The sequence below is a fragment of the uncultured Lutibacter sp. genome, from assembly GCF_947495725.1.
Taxonomy (GTDB): domain Bacteria; phylum Bacteroidota; class Bacteroidia; order Flavobacteriales; family Flavobacteriaceae; genus Lutibacter.
Genome location: NZ_CANLZZ010000005.1, coordinates 371,239 through 396,064, shown reverse-complemented (window position 1 = coordinate 396,064; position 24,826 = coordinate 371,239). Strand labels below are relative to the sequence as shown.

Here is a 24,826-nt window from a genome sequence, read left to right as displayed (position 1 = left end):
TGTCTTATCACTCCTTTAAAACAGCTACTATTTTAACAATAACGTTACTATTTTCTATAAAATTAATTTATTACATTAAAAAACATTTAACACGTTAAACTGATGACAATCATTTGATAAACCGACTATTGGCAATACCTTAATTGTATTAAACTGACACTCATTAACTGTAATCAAATGCCAATTTCTTTGCAAAAAACAATTCAAAATCCACATACCCTATCGCCTATTGAAGTGATTCAACAATTAAAAAGCGATTCAATTTTAGGGTTAACTGCAAAGCAAGTAAAAACTAGATCTAAACTATTTGGTCCAAACAATTTACCTAATGTAAAATCTAAAAGTCCTCTTGTAATTCTTTATGAACAGTTTTTTAATCCAATCATATACATTTTACTAATTGCAGCATTCTTGGCAATCATTTTTAAAGATTGGTTAGAAGGAATTGCAATTCTTATTGTGATTATAATTACTGTTGCTATTGGTTTTTTTATGGAATTACAGGCTTTGCGCTCTTTAAAAACACTACAAAAAATGGGGCAATCAATTACAAAGGTTTTACGAGATGGTATTTTACTTCAATTGAAATCTTCTCAATTAGTTCCTGGGGATCTTATTATTATTGAAGCTGGAGATGTGGTTACGGCAGATGCGCGTTTAATTTATTCAGAAAATTTAACTGTAAAGGAAGCTATTTTAACAGGTGAGAGTTTCCCTATAGAAAAAGAAATAGCAGTACTACCAAAAAACACTCCACTTTCTGAACTAAACAATATGGTTTTTAGAGGTACTTTGGTAACTAAAGGAATGGCTAAAGCCATTGTAATAACTATTGGAAAAGATACAGAAATTGGTAAAATTCAACAATTGGGAATTGCTGCAAAAAAAACACAAACTCCCTTAGAAAAAAAACTAACTAATTTAAGCAAACATCTTATTTTATTAACCCTTATTTTAACTACTCTAATAATAATAACTGGATATTTTAGAGGAAATGATTTTATATTAATAGTACAAACTGGCATTGCATTGGCCGTTGCCTCAATTCCGGAAGGTCTGCCAATTGTAGCTACAATTGCATTGGCACAAGGAATGCTAAGATTATCCAAAAAACAAGTAATTATAAAAAAACTAGAAGCTGTACAAACATTGGGAGCTATCAATATTATTTGTACAGACAAAACAGGGACACTTACAGAAGACAAAATGAAGGTACATTCACTTACTTTTGAAAACATTTCTTTTGAAAATATTTACAATAAAAAGGAACATATTTGTAATGAAGTATTAAAAATAAAGGCATTTGAAGAATTGATGGCCGCAAGTATATTATGTAATGACACACTACTTTCAAATAATTATAAATATGGAGATGCTATAGATATCGCTTTAATTGACTTTGCTGAATTTGTAGGATACAAACCTCATCTTATTAAAAAAAAATATCCCGAAAAAATGGAAATTGCTTTTGATACAAAAAGTAAAATGATGGCAACTGTAAACCAATACAATTCCACATTTAAAATATATGCCAAAGGTGCGTTTGAAAGCATTGCTGCTTGCTCCAATACCCTTATTAGAAAGGGAAAAACAATTGCTTTTGATAATAAAGAGGAATGGATTAAAAAGGTAGATAATTTAGCTTCGAAAGGTTTAAGGGTTTTAGCCTTTGCTTTTAAAGATTTAAATAAAATCCCAACACAAAAAAACTTTTTAAAAGATCTCACCTTTATAGGAATTATTGGTTTTATAGATCCGGCAAGAAAAGATGTTAAGGAAACCATTGCTACTTATAAAAATGCAGGAATTCGTGTGGTTATGATGACAGGAGATCACCCTGGAACTGCTACAAAAATTGCACAAGAAATAGGTTTACTGCCTACACAAATAAAAAAAGGAGATGTAACCTTAGGAAGAGATTTTACTACTATTAAAAAGCTTCCGAAAGAACAAAAAACAACACTTTTAAATACTGTTGTTTTTGCCAGAGTGGTTCCAGAACAAAAATTAGAAATTATATCCCTTTTTCAAGAAAATAATTCTATAGTTGGAATGATTGGAGACGGAGTTAATGATGTACCTGCCTTAAAAAAAGCAGATATAGGAATTGCCATGGGAATTAGAGGTACAGAAGCGGCAAGAGCAACGGCAGATGTTATTTTAAAGGATGATAAATTTACCTCTATTGAACTCTCAATTCGCCAAGGCAGAGCCATTTTCGAAAATATCCGTCAGTTTGTGGTATATTTATTATCTAGTAATTTGGCCGAAATTATTTCAGTAGGTATTGCTGCATTATTGAATTTACCTTCACCCTTATTACCTTTACAAATATTATTTTTAAACCTAGTTACAGATATATTTCCTGCATTAGCTTTGGGACTTGGAAAAGGTGAAAAAAATCTTATGAAAAAACCTCCTAGATTACCAAATGAACCAATTATGACTAAAAAATTATGGAATGCAACTATTATTTATGGATTGTGCGTTACTACAGGCGTTTTAGGCATAACGTTATATTCCAATTATATGTTAAAATTATCGCCCAATGAAATAAATAACATGGCTTTTTTTACCTTAATTTTTGCCCAATTATTAAATGTTTTTAATTTACCTAAACGTGAAGAATCATTTTTCAACAATGAAGTTACTTCAAATAAATGGATTTGGTTAGCAATTTTAATTTGTATTTTTTTAACTTCCATTGCTTACTTTACACCTTTAGTGGCAACTGCACTTTCAATATCACCTTTAACCATTAGTAAATTAACAACCATTATTATATTTGGATTAGGTTCTTTATTATTGGCCCAAATTATAAAACGTATTGGCTGGACTATTTAATTTTAAACATACAACCTCTTATATATTATTTTCAATTTTAAATTGTTGTCTCAATCTTCTATTTCGAGTATATTTAGGTATTGAAATAGCTTCATTCTCCATTATAAGCCGTGCAATAAGATAGCAAATAGTTGATTCTGCTCCTTGATTTAAATTTACATGTGTTTTCTCTAAGCCGTCATAACAACCACCGGTAATTGGATTATACATGGTTTGATTTAAATGATTCATTCCTAAAAACCAATTAAAAGCTTTTTTTTGTAATTTTTTATAGGTAACATCTTTAGTTGTTTTATAAAATAAATCTAAAGTTTGTATTGTATAAGAAACATCTATAGGTTGTTCACCGTATATCTTGGGTTCTATTCCTTTATAATACCATCCCTTGTTAGAAATTACTTTGAACTGATTATTAACAAATAGTTTAGATAATAAAAAATCAAAGGAATCAATGGCAACCCTTTTATACTTTAATTTTTTGGTAACTAAATAGGCATATAGCATAGCTTCAGGTAAAACACTGTTGGCATATGTTAAGTAATTTTCAAACCATTTCCAATTCTTGGTTTCTATTATATCATAATTTGAAATTAAATTGTTTGCCAATTTTTCAATAACGTAAACAACTTCTGGTTGTTTAGTTGCTGAATAATACAAATACAATCCTTTAATTGCAAAACCAATGGCTCTCGGTGATAAAATATTCTTTACCCAAGGTAAACCATCAATAAAGCAATTAGTAGCTTTTTCTATTATATATTCGGGTAGATAATCCTTTAATGATATTATCATTCCAAGAGCCCAAACAGCTCTAGCATTAGAATCTTCTAAATTTATATAGCTATTTTTAATATGTTCGAAATTGTTTTCATCTATATAATTTACGAATGTGCCTGATGGTTTTTGACAACGTATTATAAAATTTAAATATGTATTTATAAGATGTAGATCTTCCTTAATATGAAATAATTTATAATGTAAACCTAGCGCTATTAAAGCGCGAGCGTTATCGTCTAAGGTATATCCAGATGAACTATCAGGTTGAGAAATTTTACAAAATTGAATAATTCCCAACTCGGTAGTCATTTTTTTTAGATGATCCAATTTTATTGGAGGGTAATTGTATTTAATTGCTCGTTTTTCATCAAGAAGTTTATTGTAGGCGTTTACATGCTTTATTGCAACATTCTCCCAAGAAGATTCTCTTGTTTTTTGAAATGCTGAAATTGCCATAGATTGCCTTAAATCCTTATTTGAAAGTATCTTTTTAGTGGCTTCTGCAAATTGTTCATGATTTTCAATGTCTACCAATAAACCTGCATCTTTCGTAAGTACTTCTTTTGTATGTGGTATTGCTGTTGCCACAATTGGGCAAGCACAACTCATAGCATAGGAAAACGTTCCGCTAACAGCCTGATTTGGATCTTTTGATGTAAATAAATAGATATCTGTTGCTTTTAAATAAGATAGTAGCTCATTGATTTCAAGATATTTATCTATAAAAAGCACATGATTTTTAAGATGTAACTTTTCTACCAATCCTTCCAAATAATTACGATAGGTATCAATATTATTTTTAATTGAATTTGGATGTGTTTTTCCAATTATTAAATACAAAACATTGGGCGTATTTGCTACAATATTGGGCAATGCCTTTAATGCTGTTTCAATACTTTTTCCTTGGCTTAAAAGACCAAAAGTTGAAAGTATTGTCCTATTTTCCAAATTGAATTGTTTTTTAATTTCGCTGCTTTTCTGGTAATCTACAATATGTGTACCGTGGGGTATATATATTATTAGGTTCTCTGAAATTCCATAATCTTTTACTAATATTTTTTGAGATTGTTTGGTCATAATAAACACCAAATTTGACTTAGATATTAATGTGTTTACCAATAATTTTAACTCATTGTTTGGTTTAGGAATTACGCTATGAAAAGTAAACGTTACCGGTTTGTTTATTGCTTCTAAAAACGTAATTAAATAATTACCGTAAGAACCACCAAACAGCCCAAATTCATGTTGAATATGTACAATTTTTATAGCACTATTATTATTAATTTCTTCGGCAGTTAATTTGTATTCTTCTTTAATGTTTGGGTTTAATGTAAATTCCACTAAACTTGATTTTTTAGCCTCTGCTCCTATTTCACAAATAACACAATTTAATGTTTTATTGAATGAATTGTTTATAGCTGAAATTAGGTCTTTTGTAAATGTAGCAATACCACATTGGGTTGGTGGAAATGTTGTAACAAATGCTATTTTTGTTTTGTGTGATTCTTCTTTCATCAGTTTTAATTTAAAAGTTTAAATAATAACTTATTTAAATCTACAGAAGCTACTGCTACACAACTATCTGCAGCGCCATAATAAATATATAGTTCATCATTAAAAAGTGCTGTACCTGTAGGAAAAACAACATTGTTTACGTTTCCTTTTTGTTCATAATCTTCTGTAGGAGAAAATAAGGGTTGTTTTAATCTTCCTATTACTTTTAATGGATTTTTTATATCTAATAATGCAGCACAAGCGTGGTAAACTAAACCACTAGTTGTAGTTTGGGCTGCATGATAAATAATTAACCATCCTTTTTCTGTTTCAATTGGTGGGCATCCGGCACCAATATGGCTACTCTCATGTTTCAATTTTGGCAGTAACACAATATGGTTTCCTAAATTAGAAATATAATCTTTCCAAAAACTGTGTGTTAGTTCATTTGGATTTGTAAAACATAGTAGTTGAATTGATGGGTGCAATCGATGCAAAACCGCAAGTTTTCCATCAATTTTCTTTGGAAAAAACACCAAATTTTTATCCCAAACATAAATTTTGCCTTTCATTAATTCTGAAATTTTGTAACGAGAAAAAAGTTCATAAAATAAATAATGTGATTTTTTTATGCGATCATAATTCTGCGTTATCAAAGCGGCATATTCTTCAAAAGTAAATTTGGGAGTAATAATGCCTTTCTTTTCAAATTTTTTCAAATCTGTAGAAGTCGCATAAGCTCCAAAAACATTTATACCATCATATGCCGAATAGGTTAAATAGTAGGTGTCGTCAATTTTTGTAATTCTTGGATCTTCAATACCTTTAAATTCTTCACTAGTTTCAGGAATAAGCAAAGGCTGTTTTAGCCTTTCAATTACTTTTAAAGGTCCTTCTAGTTTACAGTAACCTATACATGAAAAGTTACCTTTTCTAACCGCGCGATAAAATAAATGCACGGTATTTTTATCTTGATAAACTGCAGGATTAAAAACACCTTCATTTTCAAAACTTGTGGCCGTTTGTTCTAAAATAACACCGTGTTTCTTTACTTTAATCATTTTAATAATATATAATCTTCAAATTATAGAACTACTTAATTATTTGATAGATGAATTAGGAATTGTTCTTGAAATTTCTAAAACAGATCCCTTTCTTAAAATTTTAAAATGTAAAACCTGTCCTAACTTTAAATTTTGAATTATCCACCAAGCTTTATGTAAATTTTCTTCATTTATTAATGAAATATTTTCTATGGAAAGTATAATATCTCCACCAACTATATACTCACCTCCTTCAAAATAAATTTTAGAAGAGCCACCTATTAAACTCATTATATCACCTAATGAAAAATTAGCTACCTTTTCCACTAAAACGCCACCTTCTTGAGGAATATTTAAAATTCCTGCCAACGAACCTGTAATTAAATGCGCTTCAACTCCCGTCCAAACCGATTGCTCATCTAATAATATATTTTTTGCCACATTCGATGTCGTAGCAAATCCTAACCCTTGAAAACCACTCGAATTACTCAGTATAAAACTAGAAATTCCAACTACTTCACCATTTAAATTAAACATTGGTGCGCCTGAACTTCCTTCATTTAAAACAGCGTCGGTTTGAATAATTTCTGAAGTAACAAAACCATCCTCTATCTCATTTGAATATTTTTTACCGACATAGCCAACCGATAGAGAATTACCCAAACCAAAAGGAGCTCCAATAACATAAATTTGATCCCCTACTTTAACGTTATCTGAATTGCTTAATTTTACCACTTTTAAAGGTGTTTTTTTTACTGATAACAATTTAATTAAAGCAACATCTGCTGGTGGATAAGAGCATACTACTTTTGCAAAAACTTCTTCTCCATCAGAGAATTTTACAATAATATTTTGGGCAGTTTGAACCACATGAGCAGCTGTCATTATTTCTCCTTCTTTTGAAACTACAAAACCCGATCCTAGCCCTTTAACATTCAACATTAACTTTTGATATCCTTCTCTTACCATCTCAGGTTCAGATGTTTTAATAAGCACTACAGCTTCTTTTGAATTTTCGTATAACTCACTAATATTTTGGCAATAACCTGTTAAGAATAAAAAAAAGCTAAGAATTAAAATATTTATTTTCATTATGAAAAATTTTAAAGATGCATCTTTCACTTACAAAGTGAACCTAAATTTGTAAGGATTCAAATGACCATTATCAAATAACATCATTAGTATATATGAATTTTATCATATGAATTCTAAAACAAGTAAAATGCTCAATAAAATGGTTTCAAATTAAATTCAAACTATAATTAATACAAGAAGGTATAGAAAACAAGTACCAAAAAATCGCTTTAAAAAGTATCTCTTACTTAATAAATAGAGAATTCATTCTTAAAAACCTTAAGAATCTTTAGTAAATATTTTGTTCTTTATTAAAATATCACAGTCTAAATTTCATTTAATTGCATTTGGTTTCTGCAACTGAATTGTTTGGAAGTATTTAAGTTTATTTTAAGTTTTTATCACCATTTTACCTAATTAATTAAAGTCTACAACGCTATAAATTTTTATAGAAGGTAATTATATCGCTGCAAATGATGTTTTATAAATTTGAAAAAGATATGAGACTTTGGCAAGAAAGCCATAGGATTCTCAACTCTTAAATTGCACAAAAAATGTTGTTTATGTTAATTTAATTGATACAATGATATTAGGCTTAGGGGAATTATAAAAAATAATCCTTTTAAATCTATTTACTTTTGTAAACTCTTTAACTCTTTAAATTCAATATCTTTAAACAAAACTATTTTATCAATTTGCAAAAATTGTGAACGTCCTCCAATTTTAATAGCATATTGTCCTGCTTTAGGAAACTCTACTGTTAACCAAGGTTGTCCCTTTTCATGTAAATCGAGTTGCCCATTTAACACAAATGATTCCTTACCTCTACCATGAAATTTATTATATCCTTTAAGTGCCTCTTTATTACCATAGCTTGGAACATTAGGAAAACTAATCCAAGCATCGTTTGATGTATCACCTTCCGAATTATCTGGTTGCCGCATCATCCATTTTACAGTATATAATCCCGGTTCTTCAACTATAAAATAAGCATCACAAACTTCTTTGTTTACCACTTCTTGAAAATGATTTTCACCAATATATTGGATATATCTACCTCCACTAGCCTTTTTATCATTTGCAAATTTCCAATGTCCATGCAAATCGAAATGTTCGCCTTCAATACTAATAATAGTTCCAGTGGTTTTCTTTTTTATATCTTTTTTAACACAATGAAACTTCAACTGAGTCCATCTACCTCGGGCAAAAGCAAAAGCATCACCTTCAGGAATCTTTCCGTTTGAATTTGAATTAAATTCAACCTGAATATCATTAACATCTTTAAGCTTTACATTGTTAAAAGTATGCGTATAAACATTGTAATCTTTTAGTGTTTCCTTGTTTTGCAATTGTCCAACTTCTACTCCATTTACCTTTAACCTATAAGTTGATTCTCCATCTATTTCTCCTAATGTTGAAATAGTTATATTATACAAACCTTTAGGTGCTGTCAATTGCACTTTACTTGCTGCAAATACGTTTTTGTGTTGCGCAGCATCAATAGCCATTGCTTTGCGATAGTTATCTTTATAAGGTGCAACAAAACCAGGAATAGTAAGTATTGGAAAATCTTCTACTGCCAACAATGTAAAATTGTTGTTCGAATCTAACTCTTTAGTTATACTAATACCTTGTAAAGAATTTGGAATACCATTTCCTAAAAAGGTATTGAACTTTTCAGGATTCCCATTTTCGTCTCCTGTAAGTAACCAAAACAACATACCAGCATCAGAAATATCCGCCTTTCCGGTATCATGCGCTTGAACTCTTTTATACATCCATCTAATACTTTCATCTTTATGATCTCGCATCCAATACCAAGGAGAAAAATCTTTACCAGAACACCACAAAACATTTGGCTTAGTACATGCATTTTGATCATTAATTTTATGGTATTGAATTCGGTTTCCACATAATTCTTGAATATCAGCCCAAGTATGATGCCAATCACGGCGAGTTTCATTTTCATTAAAACCACTATGCGAAACTAATTTTACATGTTTTAGTGCTTCTAAACCTCCCATTTCTATTGCTTTTTCAACCGCTTGATAAACAAATTCTGATAAACCTGCGTGAATAAAATAAAGAGGATCCTTTGCAGTAGACTTTTTCATTTCAATAGCTAAATTAGTTTTAGCTTTTTCTAACTGTGTAGTAACATCGTAAAACTTTGAAGCATCAAAATGCCATCGAATAATAGCTCCATCACAGCTTATTTTATTTTGATTTTCATTATCTGGTCCTGCTGGAGCATCAATAAAATTATTATAAGAACAATGCACCAATTTATCTTGTAGCTTAAGCTTAGCAATTATTGCCAAACTCGCAGCTGAAGCTCCCCAATCATCTGGATCTCCAATTGGCCATTTATATTGATTATCCGGCGCACTATTGCCATCAAAACTAATAGCTATTCTATTGTTATTATAGTTCCAACTCTGAGCATTTACTGTGCTCGAAAAATTAAAAACTATTATTAATAGTAATAAAATATGTTCTTTTTTCATTTTAAATTTTATTGTTTATTTCTAATTATTCATTCTTAATAACTATGGTTTCTCCACAAACTTATTAATTTCAAAAGGCTTGTTACCTCCTGGAGGAATTATTCTTATTGACTGATGCTTAACTTTACCGTGTAAAGTTTTAATTTTTAAACGAACAGGCTTTCCGTATTCTGGCGGAATTGGAATTCTAATTGGTAATTTTAATTGATTTTTCAAAATAGTATGAGAACCAATTACAGCTCCAGCCATTGATGTTTCTACAATTGCTTCTTTTGTTGCTGAAGTAAAATTTAATTCAGCCTCCCAAGTATTTACATAAAATCCTGGATCTACGAAGGTTATTTCATACTCAACCCATTCATTTCCATCGTCTTTATTTTTTGTTGAAGAATTTATCTCTGCTATATTTTCATAAAGATAATCCCAACTTTTGGTGCGATTTTCATTATTTGCATTAAAATAACCACTTTTTTGTCCAACTTTTATAGCAGGAATTGCACCACCACTAACTTTTACAGTTTTAACTTTAGCTATGTTTTCACTTGAGTTACCTACCATAATTTCAAAATCACCTGCTTCTACAACAAATTTATTTTGAATAGTATCATAATGTGCAAAAGCCTCATATGGAAGTTTAAATTTAACTTGTGTTGTTTTTCCTGCAGGTACGTTAACACGTTTAAATGCTTTTAGCGCCTTAATTGGTGTTTTTTGAGAAGATTTTACATCACGAATATATACTTGTATAACTTCATCTCCATCAATACTACCAATGTTAGTAATATTAGCAGAAACCTCAACATTTTCAAGAGTATTTATTTTATTACTATTTAAATTTACATTGTCAATTTTAAAGTTGGTATAACTTAGGCCATATCCAAAAGGGTACAAAGGTTTCCCTTTAAAATACATATAAGTACGTCCTGTTTGAATGTTATAATCATTAAAATCTGGTAAATCATTATCCGATTTAAACCAAGTTGAATTTAACTTTCCACCTGGGTTAACATCTCCAAACAATACATTAGCCAAAGCAGTTCCTTGTTCTTGACCATTAGGCCACATACAAACAATACTAGGTATATTTTCTTGTTCCCAAGTAACAGCTGTTGGTCCGCTTGGTACTAAAACCAAGGTAATATTTTTATTAACTGCCTCAATTGCTTTAATAAGCTTGTGCTGATTACCAGGTAGTTTTATTGATGCTCGATCAACATTCTCGGTTGAAGTTGTTTCATCGTTACCTACTACCAATACCACGTGCTCCATTTTTTTTGCTAAAGCTACTGCTTCTGCAATTTTTTTATCATCATCTACATGTGCATTTACTTCGCAACCTTCAGCATAACTTACCTTAGCAGAAGTAGCATTCTTTAAACCTTCAAGTGGACTAATTTTACTTTTTGGAAATCCAGAATAAATCCCCATCCAACATCTATTGGCAAATGGACCAATTACAGCAAGGTTTGTTATATTCTTTTTTAAAGGTAAACTATTGTCATTCTTTAAAAGTACTATTGCTTGTTCAGCAGCTTTTAATGCTAATTTTTTATGAGCATCACACTCCATAACACTGGCAGGAATTTTAGAGTAGGGATTTAAAGCTGGATCATCAAAATCACCTGTCATAAAACGTAAACGAAGCAATCTTTTAACCGACACATCTAATTCACTTTCAGTTAACAAACCTTGTTCCATAGCTGCTTTTAAACCATAAACCATAGGTGCTTGTTTTTTATTATTTCTAAAACATTCTTGGTCTACACCTGCTTTAATTGCCATTGCAGCAGCTTCTGCTTGCGATTTGGCATATTTCATTCTAACTTCTAATCCTTGAACAGCTGCCCAATCTGCAATAACATATCCTTTGAATCCCCACTCTTGGCGTAATACACCATTAACAGCCCAATCATGAGCCGAACAAGGAATACCGTTCAAACCATTTAAACCTGTCATAATTCCAGTAGCTTCTTCGTCTACAAGACACGTTTTGTAAGCAGGAAAATAGTATTCGTACAAATCTTTTTTATTAATTATAGAATGATGTTTTTCGCGTCCTTTATCTACATTATTTGCAACATAATGTTTTACTGTAGTTACAGTTTTAGTATATTTTTGGTCGTTACCTTGCATACCACGAATAAACATACGTGCAATTTCAGACATAAGAAAAGGGTCTTCACTATAACACTCTCCATTTCGTCCCCATCTTGGATCACGTGCCATATTTACTGTTGGTGAAAACATCATTACTTCTTTTTGCCCCATATTTTTTAGCGCTCTTGCTTCGTTTGAAATGGCTGTAGCTACATCAAACATCAAGTCTGGGTTCCAAGTACTTCCCATTGCTATATTTTGAGGAAACTGTGTACAGTTCCAACCAATAATACCGTGAAGAGCCTCGCCATACCATTCAAAAGAAGGAATGCCTAATCGTTCTATTTCAGGAATTCTTGATCCACAGTAATTAATCTTTTCCTCTAATGTCATTTTCGACAATAAATCTTCAACTCTAGCATCAACACTTGAGTTTGGATCTTTCCAGGTTTGAGCATTAACCAAATTCCCAATAATTAGAAATAATAAAACAAAATGATTTGTAATGATTTTCATTTTTAAAATATGTATTTTTTATACGTAAATTATTTAGTTTAGCACTATTGCTGCAATAGCATTTGCCGGAACATTTACTTTTATGGATTTATTTTCAATAGCTAATTCAAAAACACCATCTTTTTCATTAGTATTTTGTACCAAAACTTTAATTTTTCCATCTGGTGATTTTACTGTAATAATTGGATGACTATTACTTCTGTTTACAGATGCAATACGCACATCACCTGGCTGAATAAACTTGCTGATAATGTACATTGCATTGTAATCTGGATTGTATTGTATTGTTTTTTCTTTTCTGTCAATGTTAATTAATGAGTTTTGTGGCCAATCCCATCCACTTTTGGTGGTTTCATTTAAAATCATATTCCAATAAGTAAAGTTGGTACTTCCACTGTTAATATAACTGGCTACTTCATTTAATCGATGTTTAGCTTCTTCTGCAGAGTTTTTTCCATTATAACAATGCCCTTCAGTATGAATAATTTTCATATTAGGGATTAATGTTCGTGCATCGTTTATAATTTTTGCTTCGGTATATTGAACACCAATACCATCTATTCCTTCTGTATTTTCACATTGAACAAAATCCATTAAATCCATTTGATCTGCAGCTCTAAACGTTCCTGCATAAATTTTGGTTTTAATACTGTTTTTCTTGAAAGCTGGAGCCATATAATTATTGGTAAATTCAACCATTTCTTTAGCTGGAAAAATACAACTAGGATATTTTGTATTGGCATCATTTTCATTTTGAATACAAATACGGTCTACATTAACACCTTCTTTTGCATATTCCTGAACATATTTTACAAAATAATTGGCATAAGCTTTTTGAATTTTAGCATCACTTTTCATTCTATTTCCTTCTTTTTGTAAGCCAACCATTTTACCACTTTCTTTCATCCAAGCTGGTGGACTCCATGGAGAGGCAAATAATGTAAAATTAGGATTTACTGCAATTGCGCTTTTAATATAAGGCAATACATATTTTTTATCTCTATCTATTGAAAAATGATTCATTTCAAAATCATTAGGTGTCATAGAATAACTATATGCGTCAATTCCAAAATCACTAGCTCCAATAGCTGTTCTACAAAATGTAAAATTTGCTTTATCAGGAGAAAATAAATTGTTTATTAATTCATTTTGTTCTTTTAAAGGAAGTGAAAGTAATGCCTCACCACCTATTTCATTAAATGCACCTCCAATACCTTCTAATGTTTGAAAAGTAACATTAGGCTGAATGTATATACGATTTTTCCAACCTACCTTTTTTCCTTTGGTATCATTATTAACTTTAAATAATGGAGCTGCTTTTCCTTTATCTAGTTTTACTGCAAATACCTCTACACTTTTGGTTTGGGCAAAAGTGCTTACGTTTAATGCTATCCCTATAACTAGCAAAAGGTTTTTTATATTATTTATTCTTATCATGACTTAATTTTTATTAATGTTTTGTTTATACTTAATTTTAAAACAGTTAAATATGTTTTAAATTACTAGCTACTTTATGCGTTTTAACTCAAACCCGTTTAACCAAGTGTGTGCGTCCTTTTTATTGGTTTCAAAATTAATAATCACAGGATTTACACCATCACTTTCAATACTATTAATTACCGACATAGGTTTTCGCTCCCCTATATCTTTACCATCTTGAATTCCAACAGCAGCATTATCTGATATAAATTCATATGTCCCATTGGTATCGTTCAATTCTACTTTGATATTGTATGGAAATAATTTATTTAAGTTTTGAAATGAATGATGGTACGATTTTAATTTAAACTTGCCTTTTGGTAAATTATTTATTGTTAATGTAAGTTTACCTTTTTCTGTAAAAACTCCATCACAAGCCATAAAAGCTAAGTCTCCCAAAATGGCATAAGTACCTTTTCTCCAGGCTAAACTAGAATCTGAACTTATAGTGAATGTATAATCGCCTACATTAAATTTAAACGAATTTTTAGTATTTCCATTTACAATACTCCATCCAAATTGCTCTAATTGGTCTTCCGTTTGAATATCAATTTTATGCGTTGGATAATCATAAATTGGTTTAGCATTTGCCAATAGTTCATTAGAAATAAATGGCGTTGTATTTATAACAAGTTTTCCAGGTTTTAAATTTCCTGAAGTTGCTTTTATACTAATTTCCCCTGCTTCTTTAGCTCCTTTTAGATAAATTGTAGCAACACCTTGATATGTTTGCATATTTTTAGTAAAACTCTTGTTTTCATAAACTATTGAACCTTTACCTTTTGCTTCAAAATGTACTTTTACATTAGCATTAGTAACTGTTTCTCCATTTTTATCTACTACATAAGCACGAATCATTTTTAAATCTGAGCCACCAGATTGCAATAATAAACCTGCATTATCAACGGCTAATTTTAAAGCATATGGTTGTTCTGTTTTAGTTCTTGAATGCGTTGCAACTGTAGTATTAAAACTTAATGCTTTTGCTGTAATTTTTTCATTAGTCCAATTATAACTAAACGTAAATGAAGGATGCTCATTCCACAATCTTAATGGGTCGTTATCTGCTTTTTGAATAGCTATTAATTTATCATTTGCATAAAGAGCTACTTTGTTAGCATTGCTATACACATGTATTTTTCTGTTTTTATACACCGATTCATCAGCAATATGTACGTATGGAGCATTTGTTAGTTCTGATTTATACCAATAATACGATGGATGTGGAATTCTATAAGCTGTTTGTAAACCATACTCGGTAATAAAATCGTAGGTTTCAGTGTTTGGTTGTAAACGATTGTAATCGGCTCCAACCCAAAGTAGCGCTCCAATATTGTTTTTACGCTTTTTATAACGAGAAATATGATGCTGTTGTGAAAGACCATTGTGAGAATATCCGTGTTCCATTACCATACAAAAATCTCCTTCAGGAAAATCTGTTTTACGATAATCCATAGTAGCATAAATATCAGTAACTCCTGCATTTTTAATTCCATTCCAAGGAGCAGATGCACTTGCTGTTAAACGAAAAGGATCTTCTTCTTTTGCTGCACTATTTAATTGTGGTACAGGACCTCGATGATTAATTCCGGCTCCCCAAATAACAATTGAAGGATGGTTTCTATGATTACGAACCATAATTCGTAATGATTGCTCCAATTTATCCATCCATTCACCTTCTTTCCATCGTATCCAAGTTGCTGGCTCTTCATAAAGTAAAATTCCAAGTTCATCACAAGCTTCAATAAAAGAATTATCTTGAGGATAATGAGATAAACGAATAGTATTAATTCCTGCTTTTTTGTAATTTAATGCCGCTTCATAATGCATTGAATTTGGAACAGCATCTCCAATATGTGGGTAACTTTGGTGACGATTTACACCAACCATAAAAAAGGGTTCTCCATTTAATAATAAACCTTGTCCATCTACCAATTTAATAGAACGAAAACCAAATTTGTTTTCAACAAAATCAACGGCTTTACCATCTATATAAATAACTGAAACTGCTCTATATAAATAAGGATCGCTTGGCGACCATAAACGAAAATCATCTACTATTTCTGTTGTTTGACGAAATGTATGTGTATGTCCTGCTTTAACTTTTGAAGTTGACTTTAACTTTTTAATTAAATGTCCATTGGCATTTAGTATTAACGTTTCTATTTGGCATTCTGCCAGATTATTATACTCATTTACTATTGTAGTTTTTACCGAAACCGTTCCATTGTTCTTTTTTACAACTGGTGTGGTAATGTGAACACCAGCATCAAAACTTTCCCAATTAAAATTTACGTGTAACTTATTGGTTTTTACAAGATAAACATCTCTATAAATTCCTCCCCATTTTAAATAATCGGTTTCGTAAGGATCTGGAGCTATTGTAGGATTAAAACTATTATCGGCCAATACAGCTATTGTGTTATTTTCTCCTGAAATCACAAAGTCAGTTATATCAAAATGATGTGGAACGTAACCATTAACTTCAAACCTACCAACAAACTTACCATTTACATAAAGTTCTGTAGCATTATGAACACCCTCAAATTCTATAAAAGCTTTTTCATTTTCTTCAAGTTTAATTAGCATATTTTTTCTATACCAATTATAGTCTCGAATAAATTGTTTCTGTTGCCACATTTCAGAAACACTGTCTAATCTTAAAGAAAGCGGATCTGGATTATGTGGTAAGCAAACATTCTCCCATTGATTATCATCAAAATTAATGGCAATAGGCTTATTTGCTTTTGGCATTTTTGAAAATTTCCAATCGAGATTTATATTCTCTTTTGTTCTATTAGTTTTAGGATAACCTTCGGAAGTATTTGCATATGTAGAACCAACAATTCCAACTAACGTAAATACAACAAGTAGTTTTATAATTTTCATTTAATTATTACTTTATAGAAATCAATTACAACAAGTTTATACCTTTTTTTATTCGTTCTAAAATAATTTGTTTGTAAAACTGTAATAGACACTGTAATTTAACCGTTAAATACACTTCATTTAAAACTGATAATCAATTAATTAACATATAGAAATTACAAAACCTTAAAATTTCGTTCAAATTACAGAATCCAAAAAAACAGCGTTCTTTTCTTTCTAATATCAACTTCAAATTCTATTTTTGAAAGAATGATTTCAACTGAAAAAATAAAAGAGATAAAACAAGCGCTAAACCGCATTAAATCGAATGAACTTTTTGTTCGATCATCTACATATTCCGTTTTATTAAATTATTTGGTTAAAAAAGCGATAGCTGGAGAAGATTTAAAAGAATATACCATTGGAGTAGATTTATTTGGAGAAAATTATAAAAACGATAAAAATGATGGAACAGTTCGCTCTAAGATGTATAAGTTGCGCAAAAAACTCTCGAAATATTATGAAACTGATGGTAAAGAGGAACTGTTAATATTTGATATTGAAAAAGGGCAATATAATTTAAGCTTTTTATCGGCTGATGAATATTTTAAATCGAAACATGGAAAAACCAAAACTGTAACAATTCCAATTAAATATATTAAACTTTTACTTGGTGTAATTCTACTTTCGCTTATTTCATTTTTTGTTATTAAAACTATTGTTTCAAAACCAAACTTTATTTGGGAGCAGTATTTTGAAAAAACAGCAGATAACCTGCTTATAATTTCCGATCAGTTTATTGTTTATGAAAAATTGGAAGATGGTAAAATGTATGGAATATCGTACCCAGAAATTAACAACTATAATGACTTTATTAAGTATACTCAAGAACATCCTGAAAAAGAACTGAAACCAACAGATTATACGTTAATGTCTAAAATGGCACCCTTTACCGTTAATACTTTAAGCAAATGGTTTGAATTCAATAAAAAGGACTTTGATCTTAAACTAGAAAGCAAACTTAAATATGAAGATATTCAAAATAATAATATTCTTTTTGTGGGACAGTATAAAACAATGAACCTGACTAAATCTTTATTTTTACAAAACAGCAAAGTATTTACAACCTTTGGTGATGGTTTTAAATATAAAAATGATAGTAATGAAAAAGTTTACAACACTAAATTTGGTAATAATTTAAAGGTTGAATACGCTATGGTATCTTACACTACTTTAAATAACGGGAAAAGTGCTTTGTATTTTGTTTCAAATAACGATATTGGAGTAATGGCAACTGTTAATAAATTTACAAACAATAAATGGCTTGCCGAATTTAAACAACAATTACCAAGTAAATCAAAACACTTTAATGCCTTATTTGAGGTTAGTGGAATGCAACGAAATGATGTTAGTTGCAAATTAGTAGAATTGGAAGCTTTAAAAAATTAAATATAAACTCTTAGCAATATTGCTGTCAGAAGTTTTGGTTACCTAGCCTTCTTTATCTTTTTAACTAATGCTTTATTAAAATGGATACAAAAACTTTATCTTTAATTCCAACTGCTAAAGATTTTAGAAAAACATTTATTAGAGAATTTTTATTACAAAGCAAGCATACAAATTATATTATTAAATATGCTACTAACAAAAATTAAGGGAAAAATACGTGTACTTCTATAAAAGTTTATTTATATATTTGATTATTGCTAGGCTATTAAAAAAATTTAAAAACAATATACATTAGTTACCTTATCCCGACATTTATTAGGGATAAGCGTATAATGTATAAATATATAACGAGTTGGCTTTAATTTTGAGAATAACATAAATGGATATTTTAAATAAATTATTTGGTCTGTTTTACGATAATTCAAAGACATTGAGTCATAAATTATCTTATTTAATAATTTTTTTATTTGTTATTTTTATAATTGAATATCATTTTGATTTTACATATAATTTTTATTTAAATAATAAGATTGAACAACTTAATGGTGTAAATGATTTAAAGAACATTTATTCAAGTGATTCAATTAAAATGATTGAATTAAATGATATTGAGCAAAGAATACTAAGCAGAACTCATTACTCGGAATATTTACGAAAAATTTCAATTAAAGACTTTAGGATATTTGAAAGAACAGAAAAACCTAAAGTTATAAATTCCGTAAATAATAATGCTGTTACTATAATAAATAAACCCATACGTTCATATTTTTGGATGTTGTTTTCTTCTAGTTATTTACTAGTTATTGTTTTTGTTTCATTGATATTTTTACCGATTACTCATAAAAAACATAGAAAAGGTCAAGATTTAGCTGGATTAATTGCTGGAATGATTATTTTATTTATTCTTGCAAACATTATAACTTGGATATCATACCAAATTCCTGTGATTTTAAAAAACCCAATTTTTAATTACATCTTGAACTCCATTATTCATACTATAATATTGATTGTTATATACCGAAAAACGAAATAAAAAAACTAAAGCCAACACCGTATAACCAAAATTGCTAAATTCAATAAAATAGAATGTTTCTAAACTTTAAATTTATTAATTTTAACAAAGAAAAATTGTAACACTTTAACCGCAACTTTGGTTATACAAACACGTTGCCCACAATACGAATACTATGGAAAGAGAAGAACTTCATATTAAACTTTTGAAATACTTAATTAAAAAAGATGGAGGATTCGGATTTGTTCAGATACGAGAATTTCTACTTGATAATTTTGAGGATGGAAAAGAATTAGAAGGAAGAGTGAAAATGAAAAGACTTTTAGATTTTATGGAGTCTGAAAATTATATTGAGAAAATGCCTGATTCTCAAAATGGTATTTGGATTTTTAAAGTTGCAGGAAAAATAGTTGAAAGAAAAGATATATCATCAATAATAAAGATAACGCCAAAAGGAGTTGAATTAGCGAATAAGTATAAGAATGATAAATTCAAAAAAACATCTAATATTTTAGCGTTATCTATGAGTGCTATTGCGATAGTTATTTCCTTTTTTAGTTACAAAAATTCAGAAAATAAAGACTATTTAAACCTTGAGAAAAAGATTGATTCTATAAGATATGATAGTCGAAATAATCAGCTAGAAATTCAGTATATAAAACAATCGAAAAAAGATACAACGTTAATAATAGACAAAAAATAGGAAAGATGTATTCTAACGGAAAATTACTGTGGGCAACACTGCGTATAAAAAATAGCTTTATTTTGCCAAGCCATTTGTACAATTTTGTGCTTTTGAATCTACTTACTAATCTGAAATTTGCTGTTGTTTTTACGCTACTTTTCATACTCTAAATCGTTACCCACAAGCTAAACGAACATCGAGCCAATAGAAGAAATATTGCCACAAGAAGAAAACAAGGAATTGAATTTAATTCTTAAAAATCTTTCTGACAACTTGAGAAAAGTTGTGAATTTTGGTACTCATATTTTAAAATGGGACATTGAGAAAAAAAGAAATGGAAGAGACAAAAATGTTCCTTCTGTCTTTTTAAGAAATAGTATTGAATTAGGAGATGCGATTTCTTTATTAATTGAGAAGTCATCAATTGACCCAGCTAAAATCTTGGTTCGTTCTTTAATGGAAAGTACTTTTAGCTTACTCTATATGATTGAGAAAGACGAGGAATTACGCTCTCATTCATTTCTTATTTGTCGACTAAATAAAGAAATTAAATATTACAAGCAGTTTATAAAAGAAGAAGAAATTTCTAAAAGTTTCGTTTCAAAATTCATTAAACAAGAACCACATTTTGAATTAGAAAATCATTGTAACCCGATAGAAATAAAGAAAGTGATTGAAGCCAAAGAAAGCTTATTACTTGAAAACATTTACAAAGAAGTGAATGTTGAATTCCAACGGACTTATAACAAAAATAAAAAACGAAATAATAATCCGAATTGGTATTCATTATACGATGGACCAAATAATTTTGAAAATCTTTGTTTATATCTCAATAACACAATTCTTTACGAATTTCAATACAGAAAATACTCTGAAAATGTTCATCCAAATAGCGTAATGAGTGGATTTACAATTGCAGGAAACGATAAAGCTGATATTCTACAAATTCGTAATTTTAAAGAATGTAAGGAAGTATTTTATAATGGAATAAATCTATTAATTGATGTCTATCGAGAATTTATTAGAATGAGATTACCAGAAAAACAAAAGGAATTTGACAATTGGTATTTAAATTACATTCCTGAATTTGAAAAAACGGATTTAGAAACCAAATTTAATTACGCGGAGTAAAGCCAGTGGGTAACACCGCATATAGTTTATTGCTAGTTCTAGCCGATTTACGAAAATCCTAGCGGATTTCCTATTCGGTTTTTATTTGCTAAATTAGTGACTTATACACACAACTTCCCATAGCCTAACCCCTTAGCAACAAGCTGAAAATCGAACTAACTTTAGTATTCAGGCAACCATTTAAAAAGATTTTACGTCTTTATAAATACAAATGGACTTAAATTATAAAACTTTAAAAGATATGTTAGAAAACCCGAAAGTGAATATCAAAATTAAACTTGCTTCTTTATGGGCTTCAGCAACTTTCTGCTATTTATATGGGGATTATTTTGAACTCTACACACCAGGAAAAATAAACAGTTTACTTACAGGCGAAAATATTTTAGATAGTCCCACCAAATTATTAATAGCCTCAATGATTTTAGCAACTTCATCAGTAATGGTGGCACTTTCAATTATCCTCAAACCAAAAACAAATCGTGTTCTTAATATTGTATTTGGAATATTGTTTACAATAATGATGTTATTCATTGGCTTCAATTCAAATACTGAATGGTATGGTTTCTATGTGTTTTTAGCATTTTTAGAAAGTATTATTACTGCATTAATTGTTTGGTATGCTTGGAAATGGCCTAAAGAAAAATCAATACTTTAAGGAAAAAATTTGAACAAATTAAGAAAAGAGTAAGACTTAAACCCAATTGCCAACAACCTGTATAATTCATGCTAATAGTATCCTTAAAATAAAAATATTATATTTAAACAACTGATTTACAAACACGTTGTAAAAAATAATCAACCAAACGCAAAGCAGAACAAAATGAAAAAACTAATTCTAATTACAAGCATATTAATAAGCCTTGTTGTACAAGGTCAAGAATATGCTTTCATACCTGACAGTCTAAAACTGCTTCCCATACAAGAACTTGCGAAAAAACAGCCACCAGCAGATTTTAAGCCAGTATTCTATGAAGATGGCACAAAAGCAAACTTTAAAGAAGTATTGCCGTTAATTATGAAAAATAAGTTAAAACCCTTAATGTACGTTGACAAAAAAGGAAATTACAAAGCTTTAGTTGTTAAGAACCTAACGAAAAACGAAGACATAAAGATAGAATATGAAAACATACCTGAATCATTAATAAAGTCAGGCTATTCATTCGGAAACCCGAATAGCAATAAGGTAATCATCTATTTACAAGGTGGACCTGTAAATTATCTTACCACCTATGGGTTCGAAGCTTTGATGAATATTTCAGGCGGAATTGATGAGAACAATTATTTTTTAATAAATATGCGTGAATCACAAACAATGTATCCCGAAGAAACAGAAATTGAAGAAATAACTTGGGAACAAGCAAAAAAGTATAATGCTGAAACGGCTAAAACGCTCCATGAGCTCATAAGTTACTTTAAATCACAAAATAAAAAAGTTTACGTTGTTGGTGGGTCTTATGGTTCTTTTGTTGGTCTAAAATCCATTGTTGACTATAAGAATATAGCTGATGGATATTTGTTGATGGTAGGCAGACTGGATATGACACAAGAAATAAGCAATGCTTATTCTAAAGGCCTAAAAGCACAATTTGAAGAGGATGCTATAACGCCTATCATAGGTGAAAAGTCAGACAATATTTATACGGTAAATATGAGAAAAATAGCTTCTGCATTGAGTAGAGATGAGAAATATACTGAGTTGCTGAAAGACACCGACCTGTCAAATGTCAACTACATTTATAGTGAAATAGACCAAAGCGTTGGCAAATTAACAGAAAAAGAAATAGCATTTCTCAAATCAAAAAACGCTGAAGTAGTAAATGTAAAAATTGAACACGGAAAATATGCCGAACTTTTAAAAGAAGGATTTAAAATGTTGTTCAAGGATTAAAATTTATTAAAAATTACGTTTTACAACAACGTACAAAATTTATTGCTGGCTTCTCGCCTACTTACGACAGTCCATACGGACTTTCTTTGCTTAGGAATTATTTACTAATTTTATAATTTAACCCCGCAACTAAATATTGAATAAGCCCGTTCTACGCAAATTGAATAAACAGACATTGTAACAAAACAAGAAAATTAACAACTAATAATTTGAAACAACAGCTGTATTATTTATGAAAAACTTCATTTTAGCATCTATTTTCCTTTTTAATTTAACTTATGCAAACTCACAAGAAAGCAAAATTGACCACAACAAAATTAAAGAAGATTTAAATAAAATTATAACTGACATATCACACAACTATGTTTACCTACAAGAAAAAAATGTAGATTTAAATTGTGTACAAGAATACTACGAAAAACAAATTCCAAACATAAAAACAGAAGAAGAAACAGTATTGTTTTTTGAGTATTTACTGAACGAATTTTATGATAATCACCTTACTTTAAAAACGAATACAAATTCTTCTTTTCGTCTTTTTGCACCAATTTACACCACAATAAAAAATGGAAAGTTAATTGTAACAAACATATGGCAAACGCAAATAGAAAGTTCCAATCAAAATATAATCGGAGCTGAAATCATAAAATTTAACGGAATTGAATTTGAACAAGTCATTAAGGATTTTCCAACGCACTGTAATGATAAAAGTCTTCCTGAAACTAGAGAATGGATTGCTAATAAAATTTTAGCAGGTCGATACAACGAACCAAGAATATTGAGTTTAAAATTACCCAACAAAAAAGAAATTGAATATAATTTAGATAATATCAAGCTAAAAGAAAATAACAGTCTTTTATCTTCTAAAACGATTAATAAAATTGGAATAATAAAAATAAACAACTCGCTTGGAAATGATAATTTAGTAAGTGAATTTGACAAAACATTAAATGAATTATTAAATACAAAAGGTCTTATTATAGATTTAAGAAATACAATATTTGGTGGAGACTCATATGAAGCTCGTGGAATTATGAGTAGATTTATAAAAGATCCCAAACCTTATCAAAAACACTCCTTCATCGAGAAATCAGAAAACAATCCAAATATTAAAAGAAGTTGGGTAGAATTTGTTATTCCTCGTTTGGAACAATATGAAAAACCTGTTATAATTTTAGTTGGTCGTTGGACAGGAAGTATGGGAGAAGGACTTGCAATTGGTTTTGAAGGAATGGGAAGAGCGGAAATCGTTGGTTCTGAAATGAGAAGATTAGCCGGAGAAGTTTATGATTTTAGTTTCTTACATCAAAAATATGGATACAAACTTTCAACTGCTAAATTGTATCACATAAATGGAACAATAAGAGAAAAATATATTCCAACGAATTATGTAAAACAAACTGCAACTGAAAAAGATGAAACTTTGGAAAAAGGAATTAAACTAATTAACAAATTAACAGAGTAAAATCCCATTGCTATAATTTAAAAAACAACTTAATGATTAAATATTTAACATTCGGAATATCAATATCTTTTATCTCTTGGTTAGTTGGAATGATTTTGAATAGTATTCTTTTAAAAACTGAGTATTATAAAAAACTGTCTAACTTGAACTTTGTTACGAACAAAAATTTTAATAAATATATTGGAATTGAGCAGTTCAAATGGATTGTCAAAAACACCTTTTTTAAATTTTTTAACGGAAAAATAACCTTAAAAGATAAAAATGTAGAATTGAGTGAAATACGCAAAGAAATGACAATTGCAGAAATAAGCCATTTAATCGGATTTATATTTGTAACTGTTATTGCCTTATACAAGAGCATTTCTCATAACTATTTATTTGGATTGATAATAATGATTCCTAATATATTAATGAACTTATATCCTTCACTTTTACAACAGGAAAATAAAAGACGAATAGACAAGTTGATTAAAAGAAAGATAAAAACTATGTAAAGC

The 24,826-nt window shown here is 29.6% G+C and carries 17 protein-coding genes; 10 read left to right on the top strand and 7 right to left on the bottom strand.

All coding sequences use genetic code 11. The annotated features are described in order from the left end of the window. The first annotated feature begins 177 nt into the window (after nucleotides 1–177). Entirely contained in the window at nucleotides 178–2,844 is a 2,667-nt protein-coding gene (locus Q0776_RS13760) for a cation-transporting P-type ATPase (protein WP_298369370.1), read from the top strand. An 18-nt stretch (nucleotides 2,845–2,862) separates the two neighbouring features. Here Q0776_RS13760 and Q0776_RS13755 read toward each other — a convergent pair whose 3' ends face one another. The 7 genes from Q0776_RS13755 to Q0776_RS13725 all read right to left on the bottom strand — a co-directional run bounded on the left by Q0776_RS13755 (nucleotide 2,863) and on the right by Q0776_RS13725 (nucleotide 16,720). Next, on the bottom strand, nucleotides 2,863–5,136 hold the full coding sequence (locus tag Q0776_RS13755) for a glycosyltransferase (RefSeq protein ID WP_298369367.1): 2,274 nt from the start codon (nucleotides 5,134–5,136) through the stop codon (nucleotides 2,863–2,865). 5 nt (nucleotides 5,137–5,141) lie between these two features. Continuing rightward, nucleotides 5,142–6,176 (bottom strand): pesticidal protein Cry7Aa, encoded by a 1,035-nt coding sequence (locus Q0776_RS13750; RefSeq protein WP_298369364.1) that lies wholly within the window; start codon nucleotides 6,174–6,176, stop codon nucleotides 5,142–5,144. A gap of 39 nt (nucleotides 6,177–6,215) precedes the next feature. Next, nucleotides 6,216–7,250 carry a trypsin-like peptidase domain-containing protein gene (locus Q0776_RS13745; protein WP_298369361.1) on the bottom strand — a complete coding sequence of 345 codons (1,035 nt, stop codon included), beginning with the start codon at nucleotides 7,248–7,250 and terminating at the stop codon, nucleotides 6,216–6,218. A gap of 614 nt (nucleotides 7,251–7,864) precedes the next feature. Continuing rightward, complete coding sequence (locus Q0776_RS13740; RefSeq protein WP_298369358.1) at nucleotides 7,865–9,739, bottom strand: hypothetical protein; 1,875 nt, start codon at nucleotides 9,737–9,739, stop codon at nucleotides 7,865–7,867. A gap of 42 nt (nucleotides 9,740–9,781) precedes the next feature. Continuing rightward, on the bottom strand, nucleotides 9,782–12,352 hold the full coding sequence (locus Q0776_RS13735) for a glycoside hydrolase family 3 C-terminal domain-containing protein (protein WP_298369355.1): 2,571 nt from the start codon (nucleotides 12,350–12,352) through the stop codon (nucleotides 9,782–9,784). Nucleotides 12,353–12,385: 33 nt separating this feature from the next. Beyond that, entirely contained in the window at nucleotides 12,386–13,789 is a 1,404-nt protein-coding gene (locus Q0776_RS13730; RefSeq protein WP_298369354.1) for a glycoside hydrolase, read from the bottom strand. Nucleotides 13,790–13,858: 69 nt separating this feature from the next. Continuing rightward, on the bottom strand, nucleotides 13,859–16,720 hold the full coding sequence (locus tag Q0776_RS13725; protein WP_298369352.1) for a glycoside hydrolase family 2 TIM barrel-domain containing protein: 2,862 nt from the start codon (nucleotides 16,718–16,720) through the stop codon (nucleotides 13,859–13,861). A gap of 249 nt (nucleotides 16,721–16,969) precedes the next feature. On the opposite strand from Q0776_RS13725, the gene Q0776_RS13720 reads away from it, so the two are divergent. The 9 genes from Q0776_RS13720 to Q0776_RS13680 all read left to right on the top strand — a co-directional run bounded on the left by Q0776_RS13720 (nucleotide 16,970) and on the right by Q0776_RS13680 (nucleotide 24,823). Then, nucleotides 16,970–18,148, top strand: a complete 1,179-nt coding sequence (locus Q0776_RS13720; protein ID WP_298369350.1) for a hypothetical protein — start codon at nucleotides 16,970–16,972, stop codon at nucleotides 18,146–18,148. Between the two features lie 80 nt (nucleotides 18,149–18,228). Continuing rightward, nucleotides 18,229–18,354, top strand: a complete 126-nt coding sequence (locus tag Q0776_RS13715) for a hypothetical protein (protein ID WP_298369347.1) — start codon at nucleotides 18,229–18,231, stop codon at nucleotides 18,352–18,354. Between the two features lie 173 nt (nucleotides 18,355–18,527). Continuing rightward, entirely contained in the window at nucleotides 18,528–19,181 is a 654-nt protein-coding gene (locus tag Q0776_RS13710) for a hypothetical protein (RefSeq protein WP_298369345.1), read from the top strand. Between the two features lie 154 nt (nucleotides 19,182–19,335). Next, nucleotides 19,336–19,863, top strand: a complete 528-nt coding sequence (locus Q0776_RS13705) for a hypothetical protein (RefSeq protein ID WP_298369342.1) — start codon at nucleotides 19,336–19,338, stop codon at nucleotides 19,861–19,863. Nucleotides 19,864–20,061: 198 nt separating this feature from the next. Continuing rightward, nucleotides 20,062–20,976 carry a DUF5677 domain-containing protein gene (locus Q0776_RS13700; RefSeq protein WP_298369340.1) on the top strand — a complete coding sequence of 305 codons (915 nt, stop codon included), beginning with the start codon at nucleotides 20,062–20,064 and terminating at the stop codon, nucleotides 20,974–20,976. 211 nt (nucleotides 20,977–21,187) lie between these two features. Continuing rightward, nucleotides 21,188–21,631, top strand: a complete 444-nt coding sequence (locus Q0776_RS13695; RefSeq protein ID WP_298369337.1) for a DUF6326 family protein — start codon at nucleotides 21,188–21,190, stop codon at nucleotides 21,629–21,631. Between the two features lie 165 nt (nucleotides 21,632–21,796). Next, nucleotides 21,797–22,864, top strand: a complete 1,068-nt coding sequence (locus Q0776_RS13690) for a hypothetical protein (protein WP_298369335.1) — start codon at nucleotides 21,797–21,799, stop codon at nucleotides 22,862–22,864. 232 nt (nucleotides 22,865–23,096) lie between these two features. Further along, on the top strand, nucleotides 23,097–24,329 hold the full coding sequence (locus Q0776_RS13685; protein WP_298369332.1) for a S41 family peptidase: 1,233 nt from the start codon (nucleotides 23,097–23,099) through the stop codon (nucleotides 24,327–24,329). 32 nt (nucleotides 24,330–24,361) lie between these two features. Then, nucleotides 24,362–24,823 carry a hypothetical protein gene (locus tag Q0776_RS13680; RefSeq protein WP_298369330.1) on the top strand — a complete coding sequence of 154 codons (462 nt, stop codon included), beginning with the start codon at nucleotides 24,362–24,364 and terminating at the stop codon, nucleotides 24,821–24,823. The last annotated feature ends 3 nt before the right edge of the window (nucleotides 24,824–24,826 follow it).

What these genes read in the sequence shown, in the direction of transcription:
- Q0776_RS13690 (WP_298369335.1), top strand. Translation starts at nt 21,797, where the DNA reads ATGAAAAAACTAATTCTAATTACAAGCATATTAATAAGCCTTGTTGTA.
- Q0776_RS13755 (WP_298369367.1), bottom strand. Translation starts at nt 5,136, where the DNA reads ATGAAAGAAGAATCACACAAAACAAAAATAGCATTTGTTACAACATTT.
- Q0776_RS13685 (WP_298369332.1), top strand. Translation starts at nt 23,097, where the DNA reads ATGAAAAACTTCATTTTAGCATCTATTTTCCTTTTTAATTTAACTTAT.
- Q0776_RS13735 (WP_298369355.1), bottom strand. Translation starts at nt 12,352, where the DNA reads ATGAAAATCATTACAAATCATTTTGTTTTATTATTTCTAATTATTGGG.
- Q0776_RS13710 (WP_298369345.1), top strand. Translation starts at nt 18,528, where the DNA reads ATGGATATTTTAAATAAATTATTTGGTCTGTTTTACGATAATTCAAAG.
- Q0776_RS13745 (WP_298369361.1), bottom strand. Translation starts at nt 7,250, where the DNA reads ATGAAAATAAATATTTTAATTCTTAGCTTTTTTTTATTCTTAACAGGT.
- Q0776_RS13715 (WP_298369347.1), top strand. Translation starts at nt 18,229, where the DNA reads ATGGATACAAAAACTTTATCTTTAATTCCAACTGCTAAAGATTTTAGA.
- Q0776_RS13740 (WP_298369358.1), bottom strand. Translation starts at nt 9,739, where the DNA reads ATGAAAAAAGAACATATTTTATTACTATTAATAATAGTTTTTAATTTT.
- Q0776_RS13705 (WP_298369342.1), top strand. Translation starts at nt 19,336, where the DNA reads ATGGAAAGAGAAGAACTTCATATTAAACTTTTGAAATACTTAATTAAA.
- Q0776_RS13695 (WP_298369337.1), top strand. Translation starts at nt 21,188, where the DNA reads ATGGACTTAAATTATAAAACTTTAAAAGATATGTTAGAAAACCCGAAA.
- Q0776_RS13730 (WP_298369354.1), bottom strand. Translation starts at nt 13,789, where the DNA reads ATGATAAGAATAAATAATATAAAAAACCTTTTGCTAGTTATAGGGATA.
- Q0776_RS13725 (WP_298369352.1), bottom strand. Translation starts at nt 16,720, where the DNA reads ATGAAAATTATAAAACTACTTGTTGTATTTACGTTAGTTGGAATTGTT.
- Q0776_RS13750 (WP_298369364.1), bottom strand. Translation starts at nt 6,176, where the DNA reads ATGATTAAAGTAAAGAAACACGGTGTTATTTTAGAACAAACGGCCACA.
- Q0776_RS13680 (WP_298369330.1), top strand. Translation starts at nt 24,362, where the DNA reads ATGATTAAATATTTAACATTCGGAATATCAATATCTTTTATCTCTTGG.
- Q0776_RS13760 (WP_298369370.1), top strand. Translation starts at nt 178, where the DNA reads ATGCCAATTTCTTTGCAAAAAACAATTCAAAATCCACATACCCTATCG.
- Q0776_RS13720 (WP_298369350.1), top strand. Translation starts at nt 16,970, where the DNA reads ATGATTTCAACTGAAAAAATAAAAGAGATAAAACAAGCGCTAAACCGC.